The organism is Halopseudomonas sp. MFKK-1 (assembly GCF_027474385.1).
GTDB classification, from domain to species: domain Bacteria; phylum Pseudomonadota; class Gammaproteobacteria; order Pseudomonadales; family Pseudomonadaceae; genus Halopseudomonas; species Halopseudomonas aestusnigri.
In genome coordinates this window covers 322,685-337,301 of the sequence record NZ_CP114836.1, presented here as the reverse complement: position 1 = coordinate 337,301, position 14,617 = coordinate 322,685, and the positions used below count along the sequence as shown (strand labels likewise).

At 59.5% G+C, this 14,617-nt stretch carries 18 protein-coding genes; 9 read left to right on the top strand and 9 right to left on the bottom strand.

Features of this window, described 5'->3' with window-relative positions:
* Positions 1 to 21: 21 nt before the first annotated feature.
* From O5O48_RS01550 to O5O48_RS01530, 5 genes are read right to left on the bottom strand one after another with little or no spacing between them, the layout of a single operon-like run.
* A complete protein-coding gene (locus O5O48_RS01550; RefSeq protein WP_269687967.1) occupies positions 22 to 636 on the bottom strand; it encodes an ABC-type transport auxiliary lipoprotein family protein in 615 nt (204 codons plus the stop codon).
* The gene (locus O5O48_RS01545; RefSeq protein WP_269687966.1) at positions 633 to 1,571 is read right to left on the bottom strand and encodes an MlaD family protein; all 939 of its coding nucleotides are present in this window, start codon (positions 1,569 to 1,571) and stop codon (positions 633 to 635) included. Before O5O48_RS01545 ends, O5O48_RS01550 begins: the two co-directional genes overlap by 4 nt.
* Before the next feature lie 6 nt (positions 1,572 to 1,577).
* The gene (locus tag O5O48_RS01540) at positions 1,578 to 2,369 is read right to left on the bottom strand and encodes an ABC transporter ATP-binding protein (RefSeq protein ID WP_233049835.1); all 792 of its coding nucleotides are present in this window, start codon (positions 2,367 to 2,369) and stop codon (positions 1,578 to 1,580) included.
* A complete protein-coding gene (locus tag O5O48_RS01535; protein ID WP_269687965.1) occupies positions 2,366 to 3,499 on the bottom strand; it encodes an ABC transporter permease in 1,134 nt (377 codons plus the stop codon). Before O5O48_RS01535 ends, O5O48_RS01540 begins: the two co-directional genes overlap by 4 nt.
* Positions 3,500 to 3,538: 39 nt before the next feature.
* Positions 3,539 to 4,000 carry a YhcB family protein gene (locus O5O48_RS01530; protein ID WP_228245769.1) on the bottom strand — a complete coding sequence of 154 codons (462 nt, stop codon included), beginning with the start codon at positions 3,998 to 4,000 and terminating at the stop codon, positions 3,539 to 3,541.
* A 243-nt stretch (positions 4,001 to 4,243) separates the two neighbouring features.
* On the opposite strand from O5O48_RS01530, the gene O5O48_RS01525 reads away from it, so the two are divergent.
* Together O5O48_RS01525 and zapE are read left to right on the top strand one after the other, a co-directional pair.
* Positions 4,244 to 4,876 (top strand): alpha/beta hydrolase, encoded by a 633-nt coding sequence (locus O5O48_RS01525; protein ID WP_269687964.1) that lies wholly within the window; start codon positions 4,244 to 4,246, stop codon positions 4,874 to 4,876.
* A gap of 65 nt (positions 4,877 to 4,941) precedes the next feature.
* Positions 4,942 to 6,033: a cell division protein ZapE gene (gene zapE, locus O5O48_RS01520; protein ID WP_228245771.1), complete on the top strand. Its 1,092-nt coding sequence runs from the start codon at positions 4,942 to 4,944 to the stop codon at positions 6,031 to 6,033.
* 1 nt (position 6,034) lies between these two features.
* On the opposite strand, the gene O5O48_RS01515 is transcribed toward zapE, so the two are convergent.
* Positions 6,035 to 7,051: a GlxA family transcriptional regulator gene (locus O5O48_RS01515; RefSeq protein WP_269687963.1), complete on the bottom strand. Its 1,017-nt coding sequence runs from the start codon at positions 7,049 to 7,051 to the stop codon at positions 6,035 to 6,037.
* 121 nt (positions 7,052 to 7,172) lie between these two features.
* The gene (locus O5O48_RS01510; RefSeq protein WP_269687962.1) at positions 7,173 to 8,213 is read right to left on the bottom strand and encodes an NADP(H)-dependent aldo-keto reductase; all 1,041 of its coding nucleotides are present in this window, start codon (positions 8,211 to 8,213) and stop codon (positions 7,173 to 7,175) included.
* 264 nt (positions 8,214 to 8,477) lie between these two features.
* On the opposite strand from O5O48_RS01510, the gene rplM reads away from it, so the two are divergent.
* From rplM to O5O48_RS01475, 7 genes are all read left to right on the top strand, one after another.
* Positions 8,478 to 8,906 carry a 50S ribosomal protein L13 gene (rplM, locus tag O5O48_RS01505; protein ID WP_088274787.1) on the top strand — a complete coding sequence of 143 codons (429 nt, stop codon included), beginning with the start codon at positions 8,478 to 8,480 and terminating at the stop codon, positions 8,904 to 8,906.
* Positions 8,907 to 8,916: 10 nt separating this feature from the next.
* Positions 8,917 to 9,309 (top strand): 30S ribosomal protein S9, encoded by a 393-nt coding sequence (gene rpsI / locus O5O48_RS01500; RefSeq protein WP_228245774.1) that lies wholly within the window; start codon positions 8,917 to 8,919, stop codon positions 9,307 to 9,309.
* A gap of 265 nt (positions 9,310 to 9,574) precedes the next feature.
* Complete coding sequence (petA, locus tag O5O48_RS01495) at positions 9,575 to 10,168, top strand: ubiquinol-cytochrome c reductase iron-sulfur subunit (protein ID WP_088274914.1); 594 nt, start codon at positions 9,575 to 9,577, stop codon at positions 10,166 to 10,168.
* Complete coding sequence (locus O5O48_RS01490; protein ID WP_088274791.1) at positions 10,168 to 11,391, top strand: cytochrome b; 1,224 nt, start codon at positions 10,168 to 10,170, stop codon at positions 11,389 to 11,391. Before petA ends, O5O48_RS01490 begins: the two co-directional genes overlap by 1 nt.
* Positions 11,391 to 12,179, top strand: a complete 789-nt coding sequence (locus O5O48_RS01485; protein ID WP_269687961.1) for a cytochrome c1 — start codon at positions 11,391 to 11,393, stop codon at positions 12,177 to 12,179. Before O5O48_RS01490 ends, O5O48_RS01485 begins: the two co-directional genes overlap by 1 nt.
* 158 nt (positions 12,180 to 12,337) lie before the next feature.
* Positions 12,338 to 12,973, top strand: a complete 636-nt coding sequence (locus O5O48_RS01480) for a glutathione S-transferase N-terminal domain-containing protein (protein WP_088274795.1) — start codon at positions 12,338 to 12,340, stop codon at positions 12,971 to 12,973.
* 24 nt (positions 12,974 to 12,997) lie between these two features.
* A complete protein-coding gene (locus O5O48_RS01475) occupies positions 12,998 to 13,405 on the top strand; it encodes a ClpXP protease specificity-enhancing factor (RefSeq protein ID WP_269687960.1) in 408 nt (135 codons plus the stop codon).
* A gap of 50 nt (positions 13,406 to 13,455) precedes the next feature.
* Here the strand turns inward: O5O48_RS01475 and O5O48_RS01470 are convergent, their stop codons facing one another.
* Together O5O48_RS01470 and O5O48_RS01465 are read right to left on the bottom strand one after the other, a co-directional pair.
* Complete coding sequence (locus O5O48_RS01470; RefSeq protein ID WP_228245777.1) at positions 13,456 to 14,022, bottom strand: BON domain-containing protein; 567 nt, start codon at positions 14,020 to 14,022, stop codon at positions 13,456 to 13,458.
* Positions 14,019 to 14,612 carry a phosphoheptose isomerase gene (locus tag O5O48_RS01465; protein WP_088274801.1) on the bottom strand — a complete coding sequence of 198 codons (594 nt, stop codon included), beginning with the start codon at positions 14,610 to 14,612 and terminating at the stop codon, positions 14,019 to 14,021. Before O5O48_RS01465 ends, O5O48_RS01470 begins: the two co-directional genes overlap by 4 nt.
* Positions 14,613 to 14,617: the final 5 nt, after the last annotated feature.

Genomic DNA, 14,617 nt, shown 5'->3' with positions numbered 1-14,617 from the left:
CAGGGCGCCCGCGGTCCGGGATTACTGCGCTTGATCTTGCCGCAGGGTGGCGCGGCTCCAGTCGAGCAGCTGCTGGGCAAGGGTATCGGCGGCACTGCTGAGGCCGTCGACCACGGCGGGCACGGCGGTGTCGGTCAGCGGTTGACTGACGCGGAAGTGACGGCTGGCAATGACGCCGCGTGAGCCGGGATCAACCAGCTTGGCATCCAGCTCGATGATGGCACTGACACGGTCACCCTGGTATAGCGTCTGGAACTGGCGCAGGTCGCTGTAGAGCTGGATATCGGTCTGCAGCGCATGAACCTCGGTGCTGACGCTTTTGAAGCTGCCACTTTGCTGGAACGCCTGCACCAGATGTTCACGCAGCAGAACGGGATTGGGGTCGGTCCAGCGCGCACCCTGGTAACTGGTCAGGGTATTGCCCTCAGGCGTCACCATGATCCTTGGGGTCTGCAGCGCGTAGCTGGCAGCCGGCGTAATGATGCGCAGCGAGTGGGGCAGCGGAGGCTGACTGCTCGTGGCCAGCCGAGGTGCAGGCAGTTGATAGGTGGTCAGCGGCTCGCTCTCGGGTAGCACCGAGCAGGCTGACATCAGCGTCAGTCCGAGCAGTCCGGCGGCCAGGCGGATACGGGTCATGGGGTGAACTCCTGTTGCGCTTCGCGGCCGAGCAGGAAGCGGGCTGGATCGTCCTGCAGGCGGCGGCTGAGTAATCTGAGGTCGGCCAGGGTATTGCGCAGGTCGTTGAGCGCCGGGTCAAGCTGACCCAGGCCCTGGGCTCCGCTGCTCAGTGCGTTGCGGTTTTCGCTGAGGATATGTTCAAGCTGGCTGCTGGTTTCGGCTATGGAGTCCATGGCCTGACGGGCGCTTGCGAGGGTGGCCGCGCCATCCTTGCTGAGCAGCTGGTCGGTGCGCGCGATCATCTGGTTGCTTCGCTCCAGGGTTTCGGTCGCTGCCTTGCTGGTGGCACGCAGTTCTGCCAGCAACTGCTGCACGTTACCGTCGGGGTCGGCGATGCTGTGGGTTGCCTGATTGAGACCTTCAAGCGTCATGCTGAAACTGTTGACGTTCTCCTCGGACAGCACCTTGCGGGCGCTGACGATCAGCTTGTTGATATTGGTCATCAGGTCTTCGCCGTTGGCGAGCAGGGCGGAGATAGGGGACGGGATGGCTTCGATGATCGGGTCCTGCCCTTTCGCGGCTGTCAGCGGCGGGCTGTCAGGGTCGTTGTGCGTCAGTTCGATCACCGAGGTTCCGGTAATGCCGGTGAAGGACAGCCGTGCCTTGGTTGCCTGGGTGATCGGGACACTGGAGTCGATGCGGATGCGTGCGCGGACAATGCGTGGGTCCTCTGCATCGAGCCCCAGCTCGGTGATCTCGCCTATACGGATACCGCTGAACTGCACCGCGCTGCCGCGTGACAGACCCGTGACCGACTGCTTGAAGACAACGGTGTAGTAACGCTGGTCATCCGCCGTGCTCGAGTTGCTCAGCCAGATCGCAAAGACGATGGCTGCCAGCGCCGAGAGCACGGTGAACAAACCGATCAACACATGGTTGGCACGTGTTTCCATGGCTCTTTACTCTCCTGCTGCAGGGTGTTGGTACGCGGCGGCACGTCCGCGCGGACCGTGGAAGTAGTCTTGTACCCAGGTGTCGTCGGTCTGGGCAACGCGCTCCAGGGTGTCGGCGATCAGGACGCGCTTCTGGGACAGCACCGCGACCCGGTCACAGATGGCGTAGAGGGTATCGAGGTCGTGGGTAACCAGAAACACACTCAGCCCCAGCGCATCACACAGGGTGCGAATCAACTGGTCAAACGCGGCTGCACCAATGGGATCGAGACCCGCGGTGGGCTCGTCGAGAAACAGGATGTCGGGGTCCAGTGCCAGCGCACGGGCCAGTGCAGCACGCTTGACCATGCCGCCCGACAGCATGGATGGATATTTGTCGGCAGCCTCCGCTGGGAGCCCTGTCAGCAGCACCTTCATGCGAGCCAGGTGGTCGGCGTCGCGGCGGCTCAGGCCGATATGCTCAACCAGCGGCAGGGCGATATTTTCGGCCACGGTCAGCGAGGAAAACAGCGCGCCGGACTGGAACAGCACGCCGAAGCGGCGCTCCTGCAAGGAGCGCTGTTCCTCCGACAGGGTTTGCAGGTCCTGACCAAACACCTTGACCGAACCGGCGTTGGGACGGCGCAGGCCGACGATCGAGCGCAGCAATACCGACTTGCCGGTACCGGAGCCGCCGACCACGCCAAGTACTTCCCGGGGCATGATGTCGAGGTCGAGGTTGTCGTGCACGGTCTGCTTGCCGAAGCGATTGACCAGACCACGCACCTCGACGATGGGCTTGGCTGATTGAGTGCTCACCATCCCATCTCCATGTAGAACAGGGCAGCCAGGGCGTCGACCAGGATGACCACAAAGATGCATTGCACCACGCTGGAGGTGGTGTGTTCTCCGACCGACTCGGCGCTGCCCGAGACCTTGAAGCCCTCAAGACAGCCAATGATGGCGACCAGAAAGGCAAATACCGGCGCCTTGGCCATGCCCAGCAAAAAGTGTCGCACGCCGACATCGTCATGCAGCAGATTGATAAACATGACCGGCGAGATGTCCAGCGTGAAGGCGCAGACCATCGCGCCACCCAGCAGGCCCGATAGCATGGCGATGAAGGTCAGCGCCGGCAGGGTAATCAGCAGGGCGATGACCCGTGGCAACACCAGCAGTTCAAGCGGGTTGAGACCGAGGGCGCGAATCGCGTCGATCTCTTCATTGGATTTCATCGAGCCGATCTGTGCGGTGAACGCGCTGGCGGTGCGGCCTGCCATCAGTATCGCGGTCAGCAGCACGCCGAATTCGCGCAGGAAGGAAAATGCCACCAGGTCTACGGTGTAAATGCTGGCGCCGAAGGTCTGCAAGACGGTGGCGCCGAGGAAGGCGATGACCGCGCCGACCATGAACGTCAGCAGGGCGACGATCGGCACCGCATTTAGCCCGGTCTGTTCAATCTGTACCGCGATGGCGGTAGGACGCCAGCTGCGCGGACGGAACAGGCTGCTAAACAGTCCGCTCAGGGTCAGGCCGATAAACCCCAGCAGCTCGATGACGTGAGCCCAGTGCTGTCCCATGCTGACACCGATGCGCTCGAGCATTTCAATCAGCGGATTTGCGCCTGCCTGCTCCGGATCGGGGCCCCGTGGGCAGGTCGTTGCAATACGGGCAAGCAGTGTCTGACGTTCCCGGTTCAGGCCGGTATCCCCACTCAGCACCTGTTGCAGCCGGTCGACGCCAAGCATGTCGCAGATCAGCTGCGCGCCTGCGGTGTCGATGTGAGCGATGCCGCTGAGGTCAATCCGCGCCTGCTTTACTGCAGCACCCGGCAGGTCGGCGGTCAGGCTGCGAAGCTCGGCGTAATTGGCCAGGGTCCAGTCGCCGCTCAGACAAAGGCTGTCGCGCTGGGCGTCCGGTAGGCGAATAAAGGGAGATGTATCGGGCATTGGGGATGCCTGCGCCGCCGGGAGGCGCAGGCTCGGAGGTCATGGCTTGCGCTTGATGCCGAAGTCTTCGGACAGGGTGCCCGGGCTGGCGGCGTCCTTGGGCGCATAGTCGCGCGGAGGCTCAAGGGTGTCGAATGCCGGTTCTGCCTGGGAGCGAGACGAGCTGTGCACGATACCGGCATCCTGATCGAGCGCGGCCAGCAGACGCTGACGCGTCATGTCGTCTGGTGCCAGCTCAACGGCGCCATGGGTAAGGTGTTCCTGAATGTCCTGATAGCTGCGATTCAGGCGGCTGGCCAGGGTGGCGGTGGTCTTGAAGTGGGCTGCCACTTCCTGCTGATACTCTTCAAAACGCAGTTGCAGGCTCTCCAGCTGGGCCTGCGCGCTGCTGTTACTGCCGCCGCTGACGCGCCGGGATACCTGCGCCAGCACGATGCCGACGACGACGCCCACTGCCAGTGCAATGGCTGCTGCAATCCACAGGTTTTCGCTTGCTTCCACCTTGGGTCCCTCATCTTTAGGTTGGTGCTATCAGTCCAGCGGGTGCTGCCTGTCCGAACCATGTGGTTACGGTAACGACATTTGCCGGCCAAGGCTAGGGCATTTGCACCTAAACGATGGTGGGGGGCAGGCAACTTGTCAGTGTTGTCAGGCAGGGTTCAGAATACGGCGTTTGAGTGTCGCAGCACCCTCTGGTTCCGCTGATGCGACGCCCCAGCCCACGCAGTAGTCACGGAGTCGGTCATGTCCAGAGCGAGTGAAGAGTCAATTGTTATCGAAGGGCCGTGTGGTCCTCTTGAGGCGCTGCTGACCCGTGGCGATTTGCCCGGACTTCTGGCAGTGATCTGTCATCCCAACCCCGTGCAGGGCGGGACCATGCACAACAAGGTAGTGCACACCCTGATGCGCACGGCTCGGGATCTGGGGGCCAGTACCCTGCGTTTCAATTTTCGCGGCGTGGGCGCCAGTGCCGGCCAGCACGACTATGGTATTGGCGAGGTAGATGACTGCCTGGCGGTGATTGACTGGGTCCTGCAGCATGAGGGCGTATCGCGTCTGTGGCTGATGGGGTTCTCCTTTGGCGGCTTCGTCGCCGCCGCGGCGGCGACGCGACTGGCCCAATGGCCCGAGCGTCTGGTGTTGGTCGCACCGTCGGTTGAAAAGCAGGATTTCGCCGCGCTCAAGCCGCTGGCAGGGCCGGTCAGCGTCATGATGGGCGAGGACGATGACGTGGTCGCGCCTGAGGCTGTTTATGCAGCCTTCGCCGACGAGCGCGGGGCTGAGGTTGTCCGCTTTGCCGGCACCGGGCACTTCTTTCACGGCAAGTTGGTGCCGCTTAAAGCCGAAGTGGAGCGGGTTCTGACGGATCAGGCTTGATTGCCAAGGGGCGATGCTGGCGTTAGAGTATCGCTCCCTTCGATGTCCCTACTGGTATTGCGTGCATGTCTCCCCTTGAACGATACAAGGCCGATCTTCAGCGCCCCGACTTCTTTCACGACCCTGCTCAGGAGCGTGCGGTTCAGCATCTGCAGCGGCTATTCGATGATCTGATTCGCAGCGAAAACGAGCGCACAGGGTTTTTCGGGCGGTTTCGCAAGCGCAAGCCGGAACCGGTCAAGGGCCTGTATTTCTGGGGTGGCGTAGGGCGCGGCAAGACCTATCTGGTCGATACCTTTTTTGATGCGCTGCCCTTCGAGCGCAAGATGCGCACGCATTTTCACCGTTTCATGCAGCGAGTGCATCACGAGCTCAAGGGCTTGAAGGGCGAAAAGAATCCGCTGAAGCTGATCGCGGCGCAGTTTGCCAGCGAGGCGCGCGTCATCTGCTTTGACGAGTTCTTTGTTTCCGACATTACCGATGCCATGATTCTGGGCAGTTTGATGGAAGAGTTGTTCGCCCAGGGCGTGACGCTGGTGGCAACCTCCAACATCGTGCCCGACGGCTTGTACAAGGATGGCCTGCAGCGAGCGCGTTTTCTGCCTGCCATTGCCCTGCTCAATCGCCACACCGATGTGGTCAATGTGGACAACGGCGTCGACTACCGTCTGCGTGCACTTGAGCAGGCGGAGCTGTATCACTACCCGCTGGATTGCGACGCCTATGGCAGCCTGAAGCGCAGCTTCGACAGTCTGGTGCCCGATATCAATGAAGTTGTCGAGGCCGAGGAGCTGATCATCGAGAATCGCCCGATCAAGTCGGTGCGGGTCTGTGAGGATGTCGCCTGGTTCGAGTTTCGTGAGCTGTGCGATGGCCCGCGTAGCCAGAACGACTACATTGAGCTGGGCCGCATCTTCCATGCGGTGCTGATTTCCAATGTTGAACAGATGGGGGCTGCCAAGGATGACATGGCGCGTCGCTTCATCAACCTGGTCGACGAGTTCTATGACCGTAACGTCAAGCTGATTCTGTCTGCCGAAGTGCCGCTCAAGGATCTCTATTCCGGCGGACGTCTGGATTTCGAGTTCCAGCGTACGCTGAGCCGTCTGCTGGAAATGCAGTCACACGAGTTTCTTGCGCGTCCGCACAAACCCTGATTCAGGCAGCCGGTTCACGGCTGCCCTGCAGATAGGCTCGACGGTACTGGTTGGGTGACATGCCGGTGTGCTGCCTGAACAGGCGGGCGAAGAAGCTGGCGTCGTCGTAGCCGATTTCGTAGCTGATGGTCTTGATGCTCTGACTGCTGGTAATCAGCAGGGTTTTTGCCATTTCGATTCGCAGCCGCTGCAGGTAGTGCAGCGGCTTGTCCCCGGTAGCCTGGTGAAAGCGGCGCATGAAGTTGCGAATACTCATGCCGTGACGGCTGGCTACATCCTCGAAGCGAAACTTCTCCGCAAAGTGCTGTTCCAGCCACTGCTGAATTTGCAGGATCGGCAGATCGTGATGCATCTTCTGGCCGCCAAATCCGATTACGCCGGGCGTGTAGTTGCGCTGTACTTCGTAAAACGCGTCGCGGGCCAGCGTGCGCGATACCTCAGGGCTGCACAGTCGCTCCGCAAGGTGCACGAACAGGTCTCTTGCCGAGCTGATTCCGGCGGCGCAGAGTACGCCCCCTGCGTCGGTCAGGTGTTTGTCGCGCTGCAGGTCCACCGCCGGGAAGCGCCGCTGGTATTCGTCGTGAAAGCGCCAGTAAGTGGTTGCCTCCCGACCGTCGAGCAGGCCGGCTGAAGCCGGCCAGAATGCACCCAGGGCAACGGCGCCGATCAGGGCTCCTGCCTGACTTTGCTGTTGCAGCCAGGGGGCGACCTCGGGGTACTGCCCGTGCAGTTGGTCAAAATCGGCCCAGAACGAGGGCAGAATGATCAGCTGTGGCGTGACGTCATGGATGCTGGCTTCGGCATGGATCGGGTCGTGACTGAAGCCGGTAACCGGCTGACCGTCGGGTGTTACCGTCAGTACCTCAAATCCGGGTGTCAGCCCCTGACCAAGCTGGCGGCCGGTATTCAGGCTGGCCATGTAAAAGACATCCCGGGCCTGGGCCAGGGTCGAAGTAACGGTGAAGTCGGTCGCGAGAATGGCGACCTGGCGCAGTGTTGCCGCCGGTTGCTTTGGCATCTTGTTGTCGTTTTAGGCTGAATCGGACAGATATGGCCGAAATGGCCGTGCGTCGGCAGTGTCTACCGTTTGAGACGTTTGGGTCAAGTAGCGGCCGCCCTTGCGGGCGGCTGCAACAGGATCAGGGTGCCGGGTTCGGCTGGCTCTGATGGATCTCGGAGATCGCCTTCAGTACGCTGTCGGTCAGGCCCATGTTGATGCTGCTCAGGTTGCGGTTGAGCTGATCCATATTGGTTGCGCCAATAATGTTGCTGGTCACGAACGGCTGGCGGGTGACGAAGGCCAGGGCCATTTGTGCCGGGTCCATACCGTGGTCGCGGGCAAGCTGAACATAGCGGGCGCAGGCTTTCTGGGCTTGCGGATTGCTGTAGCGCACAAAACGTTCGAACAGGGTGATGCGCGCCTTCTCCGGGCGCAGGCCGTTGAGGTACTTGCCTGTCAGCACGCCGAAGGCGAGCGGTGAGTAGGCGAGCAGGCCGATCTGCTCGCGCATGGACATCTCGGCCAGGCCGATTTCATAGGTGCGGTTGAGCAGGTTATAGGGGTTCTGGATCGAGACCATGCGCGGCCAGCCGCGGGATTCCGCCAGATGCAGGAAGCGGCTGACGCCCCAGGGGGTTTCGTTCGACAGTCCTATATGACGCACCTTGCCGGCCTTGATCAGAGCGTCCAGCGCCTCCAGGGTGTCTTCAAAGGAGGTCAGCTCGTCGTCCGGATTATGGCGGTAGCCGAGCTGGCCGAAGAAGTTGGTCTGCCGGTCTGGCCAGTGCAGTTGATAAAGGTCGATGTAGTCTGTCTGCAGTCGCTTGAGGCTGCCCTCGATAGCCTGGTTGATATGCTCGCGGGTGAAACGCGTGCGGCCTCCGCGAAGATGGCTGATGCCGTTGCCGGGGCCGGTAATCTTGCTGGCAAGGATCCATTTCTCGCGTTCACCGCGTTGCTGGAAGAAGTTGCCAATGATGGTTTCGGTTGCGCCGCTGGTTTCTGCCCTGGGCGGCACCGGGTACATTTCGGCAGTATCGATAAAGTTGACGCCAGCGTCGCGAGCCCGGTCAATCTGGGCAAAGGCTTCCTGCTGGGTGTTCTGTTCGCCCCAGGTCATGGTGCCTAAGCACAATGCGCTGACCTTGAGGTTGCTGCGGCCTAGAGGGCGGTATTGCATGAAGTGCTCCTTGATTGCCGAAAGGACGTTTCATTATCGATCATAAGGGTAAATAAGGGTTGTATTTTTTTTGCTGGTTGGCATAATGCCCGCCACTTTCGACAGGATGCCTAGCCTGTCGTTGTTGTTTACAGCACAGATGCCACCCAGACCCACGCAGCCCCCACTGAGTGTCTGTTCTAGGCTTTGTTGTCTTGTAAAAACACATTTCACTCTGTAAGATTTGCCGTCTTCTTTTGAAAGCGGCCTCTGAGGCTAGGATTAATGAAAACCTTCAGCGCAAAACCTGAAACCGTAAAACGTGATTGGTACGTCGTCGACGCCAGTGGTCTGACTCTGGGTCGTCTGGCAACCGAAGTTGCTTCACGTCTGCGCGGCAAGCACAAGCCCGAATACACCCCTCACGTTGATACCGGTGACTACATCGTCATCATCAATGCCGAGAAAGTTCACGTAACCGGTAACAAGGTTCAGGACAAGATGTACTACAGCCACTCCGGTTTTCCGGGTGGTATCAAGTCCATCAACTTTGAAAAGCTGATCCAGCGCGCTCCTGAGCGTGTTATCGAGTCTGCTGTCAAAGGCATGCTGCCCAAGAACCCCCTGGGTCGTGCAATGTACCGGAAGATGAAGGTCTACAAAGGCGCTTCTCATCCGCATGCTGCACAACAGCCCCAAGAACTGAAGATCTAAGGAGTTCACCATGTCGGCGACACAAAACTACGGCACTGGCCGTCGTAAAACTGCCACCGCTCGCGTATTCCTGCGTCCGGGTTCTGGCAATATCTCTATCAACAATCGCAGCCTGGAGAACTTCTTCGGTCGCGAAACCGCTCGCATGGTTGTTCGTCAGCCGCTCGAGCTGACCGAGAGCACCGAGAAGTTTGACATCTATGTGACTGTCAGCGGCGGCGGTATCTCCGGTCAGGCCGGTGCCATCCGTCACGGCATCACTCGTGCTCTGATGGAGTATGACGAAACCCTGCGCGGTGCGCTGCGCAAGGCGGGTTATGTTACCCGTGACGCTCGTGAAGTCGAGCGTAAGAAAGTCGGTCTGCGCAAGGCGCGTAAGCGTCCGCAGTACTCCAAGCGTTAATCTCGTATTGCGCTGCAAAACGCCCGGGCTCCGGAAGGAGTGCCGGGCGTTTTCGTATCTGCGGCAAGGTGTCGCGCCTGCTATGGTTAGATGCAAGTCCCTGATTGGGCGCGAATTCGGTATAGTGTCGGCCGTGCTGGGAGTGGATATCACCTTGTCAAAAAAGGGGTTTTTCATTACCATCGGTTTCATTTTGTGCAGGCTGTTCAACACTTCAAAAGGCCTTCTGAAAAGGTCCAGAAATTAGCTGATGGGAGACGACTGGATGAGTAATGACGGCGTGAATAATGGCCGGCGTCGCTTCCTGGTGGCCGCCACGAGTGTGGTTGGTGCCGCCGGAGCAGTAGGGGCCGCAGTCCCCTTCGTGGGGGCTTGGTTCCCCAGCGCCCGAGCCAAGGCGGCTGGTGCGCCGGTAAAGGTGAATATCAGCAAGATCGAGCTGGGTCAGCAGATCGTTGTCGAATGGCGCGGTCAGCCCGTGTTTGTTTCGCATCGGACCCCTGAGGCCATTGCGGTCCTGGACGAGATGGACTCGGTTGTTGCCGATCCCAACTCCCAGGCTTCCGTTCAGCCGGCCTATGTGGATGGCAAGACGCGCGCGATCAAGCCTGAGCTGCTGGTAGTGATGGGCGTATGTACCCACCTGGGTTGCTCCCCGCTGTTCAAGCCGGAAGTGGCCGCTGCCGACATGGGTGCCGACTGGAAAGGCGGGTACTTCTGCCCTTGCCACGGCTCTCACTATGACATGTCCGGTCGCGTCTTCAAGGGCCAGCCTGCGCCCCTGAATCTTCCGGTACCGCCCTATTCATATGAGTCTGATGACGTAATCGTGATCGGCGTGGATCAGGAGAGCGCCTGATGAATAAATTGATGCAATGGGTGAACGAGCGGATGTCCGTCAATCAGGTGATGGAAGATCACCTGACCAAGTACTACGCACCCAAGAACTTCAACTTCTTCTACTTTTTCGGCTCGCTGGCCATGCTGGTGCTGGTTAACCAGCTGGTTACCGGTATCTGGCTGACCATGAGCTACGAGCCCTCCGCCGACGGTGCCTTTGCCTCCGTTGAGTACATCATGCGTGATGTGGAGTACGGCTGGCTGCTGCGTTACCTGCACTCGACCGGCGCATCTGCGTTCTTCGTGGTGGTGTATCTGCACATGCTGCGTGGCCTGATGTACGGCTCTTATCAGAAGCCGCGTGAGCTGATCTGGCTGTTCGGTATGCTGATCTATCTGGTGCTGATGGGTGAAGCCTTCATGGGTTACCTGCTGCCTTGGGGTCAGATGTCCTACTGGGGTGCTCAGGTGATCATCTCCCTGTTCGGTGCGATTCCGTTCATCGGTCCGGATCTGGCGCAATGGGTACGTGGCGACTTCCTGATCTCCGGTATCACTCTGAACCGCTTCTTCGCGCTGCACGTTATCGCGCTGCCGATCGTTCTGCTGGGCCTGGTTGTGTTGCACATCATCGCGCTGCACGAAGTGGGCTCCAACAACCCTGACGGTATCGATATCAAGAAGTTCAAGGACGAGAATGGCAAGCCGCTTGATGGCATCGCCTTCCACCCGTACTACACCGTTAAAGACATTGTCGGTGTTGTGGTCTTCCTGTTCGTGTTCTGTGCCATTGTGTTCTTCTTCCCGGAGATGGGTGGCTATTTCCTCGAGAAGCCGAACTTTGAAATCGCCAACCAGCTGAAGACGCCTGATCACATTGCGCCGGTCTGGTACTTCACGCCGTTCTACGCGATTCTGCGTGCGGTTCCCTCGATTGCCGGCTCTGCCTTCCCGGGTGTTCTGGCGATGGGCGCTGCCATTGCAATCCTGTTTGTACTGCCCTGGCTGGACCGTAGCCCGGTTCGCTCCATTCGCTATAAAGGCTGGATGAGCAAGCTGTGGCTGGTCATCTTCTGCGTGTGCTTCGTCATCCTGGGTGTGCTGGGCGCGATTCCGTCGACTCCCGGTCGCACATTGCTGTCGCAGATTTGTACCGTTCTGTATTTCGCCTTCTTCATCCTGATGCCGTTCTACACCCGGATGGAGAAGACCAAACCGGTTCCGGAGAGGGTTACTGGCTAATGAAAAAACAACTTATTGCCCTGATGTTCGCTCTGGTGCCGACCGTAGCCTTCGCGGCTGGCGGTAGTGGTTACCACCTGGATGAAGCCAACATCGATCTGACCGACAAGGCAGCGCTGCAGGATGGCGCACGTACCTTCGCCAACTACTGCATGGGTTGTCACTCGGCGCAGTATCAGCGTTACGAGCGCGTTGCTACCGACTTGGGTATTCCTGAGCAGCTGATGCTCGATAACCTGGTGTTCACCGAAGGTACTCTGATCGGTGACCATATGAAGAACGCCATGCGTCCTGCGGATGCCAAGAAATGGTTCGGTGCTGCGCCGCCGGATCTGACGCTGGTTGCCCGTGTTCGTGGTAATGACTGGCTGTATACCTACCTGCGTACCTTCTATGAAGACCCGGCTCGTCCGCTGGGTGCCAATAACAAGGTATTCCCGAATGTCGGTATGCCGAACGTGCTGGCTGAGCTGCAGGGTCGTCAGGTGATCGGCTGCAAGGCCATGCCGGTCAAGGACGACAGCGGCAAGGTCATGCGCGACACCCTCAGTGGTGAGATCATGAAGCAGGAGCAGTGTGACGTTCTGACGGTGGTTCCGGGTACCGGTACCCAGACGGAAGAAGAGTTCGATACCACTGTGCGCAACCTGGTCACCTTCCTGGCTTATTCGGCAGACCCGATCAAGCTGGAGCGTCACCGCATCGGTGTGTACGTGCTGCTGTATCTGGCCTTCCTGTTCGTGTTTGCGTATCTGCTGAAACGCGAATACTGGCGAGATGTCCATTGATCTTCTGAGGTCTGGATGATCTGTGCGCGCCCCTTGAGGGCGCGCACTTGTTTCTGGGGTATAATGGCGCTCTGCGCGCGCAGCCTGACTGCGCGCTTTGTGCTTTTGGGTGTCAGTTTGACGCCTGCCGCAGTCCGAATAAGGATGAGGGTTTACATATGGGCGTAACCGCCAACAAGCGTTCCTCCATGGCATTTTTCTCTGACCCCCGGGATCACTACTGCCACCGGGTCAGGATTGTGCTGGCAGAAAAGGGGGTTACCGTTGACGTGATTAACGTTGAGCCTGGCGATCATCCGCAGGAGCTTGCCGAGAATAATCCCTATAACAATGTACCCACGTTGCTTGATCGTGATCTGGTGCTGTATGAGCCCAATATCATGATGGAGTACCTGGACGAGCGTTTCCCGCACCCGCCATTGTTGCCGGTTTATCCTGTCGCGCGTGCCAATAGTCGCCTGCTGATGTATCGCGTGCAGCGTGACTGGTGCCGTCTGGTTGATGTCATCGTTGATCCGAAGAGCGCTGCTGCAGAGGTAACGCGTGCCCGCAAGGAATTGCGCGAGAGTCTGATCGGAGTCGCTCCGGTATTTGCCGAAATGCCTTTCTTCATGAGTGAAGAGTTCAGTCTGGTGGACTGCTGCATTGCCCCGATTCTCTGGCGTTTGCCGGAGCTGGGTGTCGAGTTGCCCAAGCAGGCCAAGCCGTTGCTCGACTACATGGAGCGGATCTTCCAACGTGAGGGATTTATCGCCAGTCTGTCGGCGGCCGAGCGGGATATGAAGACCAACTGATTGGAGGACGCGCCTGTGGTTGCAATGAGTTCCAGTCGCCCCTATCTGGTGCGCGCCCTGTATGAGTGGATTCTGGATAACCAGTGCACTCCGTATATGCTGGTCAATGCGGAGTACCCGGATACGGCTGTACCGACCGCGTTTGTCGAGGATGGGCAGATCGTGCTGAATCTGTCGCCAGGTGCTGTGCGTGAATTGCACATGGATAACGAGCTGATCAGCTTTGACGGTCGTTTTGGCGGGGTCGCTCAGCAAGTATGGATTCCGTTGGGCGCGGTTATGGCCATCTACGCCCGTGAGAATGGTCAGGGTATGGTGTTCGAACTGGAGCCCAGTACCCCGCCGCCGGATGAGGCTGACGGTGATGATCAGCCGCCACAGCCGCCGCGGCCAGAGGGTGGCGGTCGTCCGTCGCTGAAGGTCGTCAAGTAGCCACAAAAAAACCCGCTTTGCGGGTTTTTTTGTGGGCTGCTGATGATGGGTCAGTCGAGGTATTCGAACAGCTTGACGATGCGCTGGACGCCGCCAATCTGTTGGGCCTGTGCCACCGCAAGGTTGGCCTCGTGGTGGGTGACCAGTCCCATCAGATAAACCACGCCGGCCTCGGTGACGACCTTGATGCGTGTGCCGGGGATGGTGCCGTCAGTCAGCAGGCGGGTCTTCAGGTTGGCGGTAATCAGGCCGTCCTGGTTGCGCGCCAGCAGTGACAGGCGCGGGCCGGCGGTCAATTCGTTGTGAACCACCTTGACCCTTTGCACCTGCTTGGCGGCTTCGCCAGCGGTGGCGATAAGGTCGCCGCGCGGCACCTGGCCGGCCAGTAGCACTACGCCGTTGTAGCTGGTAACGACAATGCGGCCTTCTGTTTCAATTGCGGTGTTGGCCTTGTTGACGTTGACCGCAACCTTGGTCTCGATCAACTGGTCATCGATGCTGCTGCCGATGGTGCGGGTGCCGTGGTTGTCCTGGATGGGCGTATCGCGTGTGGCTGTCAGGACAGAGCTGCAGCCGGCAAGCATCATAGCCAGAGCAATGGCTGACAGTCGTTTCATTCCTCGCTCCCGAACAGTTGACGGTCAATCAGGTCGCACAGGCAATGAATCGCCAGCAGATGGACCTCCTGGATGCGTGCGGTCGAGCGGGCCGGAACGCGGATCTCTACGTCCTCAGGCATCAGCAGTGACGCCATGGCGCCGCCATCGCGGCCGGTCAGCGCAACAACGTGCATCTCGCGATCGTGTGCAGCCTGAATGGCCTGCATGACGTTGGCAGAGTTGCCGCTGGTCGAGATCGCCAGCAGGATATCGCCGGGTTGTCCGAGTGCGCGGATCTGCTTGGAGAACACCTCTTCGTAACTGTAATCGTTGGCGATTGAGGTAATGGTTGATGCATCGGTAGTCAGGGCGATTGCCGGCAGGCTTGGGCGTTCCCGTTCAAAGCGGTTCAGCAGTTCGGAGGAGAAGTGCTGCGCGTCACCCGCGGAGCCGCCGTTGCCGCAGGTAAGGATCTTGCCCTCACTGAGCAGCGCGTTGACCATCATCTGGCTACCTTGCTCGATGCTGGGGCCGAGCACGTCCATCGCACGGGTCTTGGTTTCGATGCTATCGGTAAAAAGCTGTCTGATGCGGTGTTGCATGTCCATAGGGA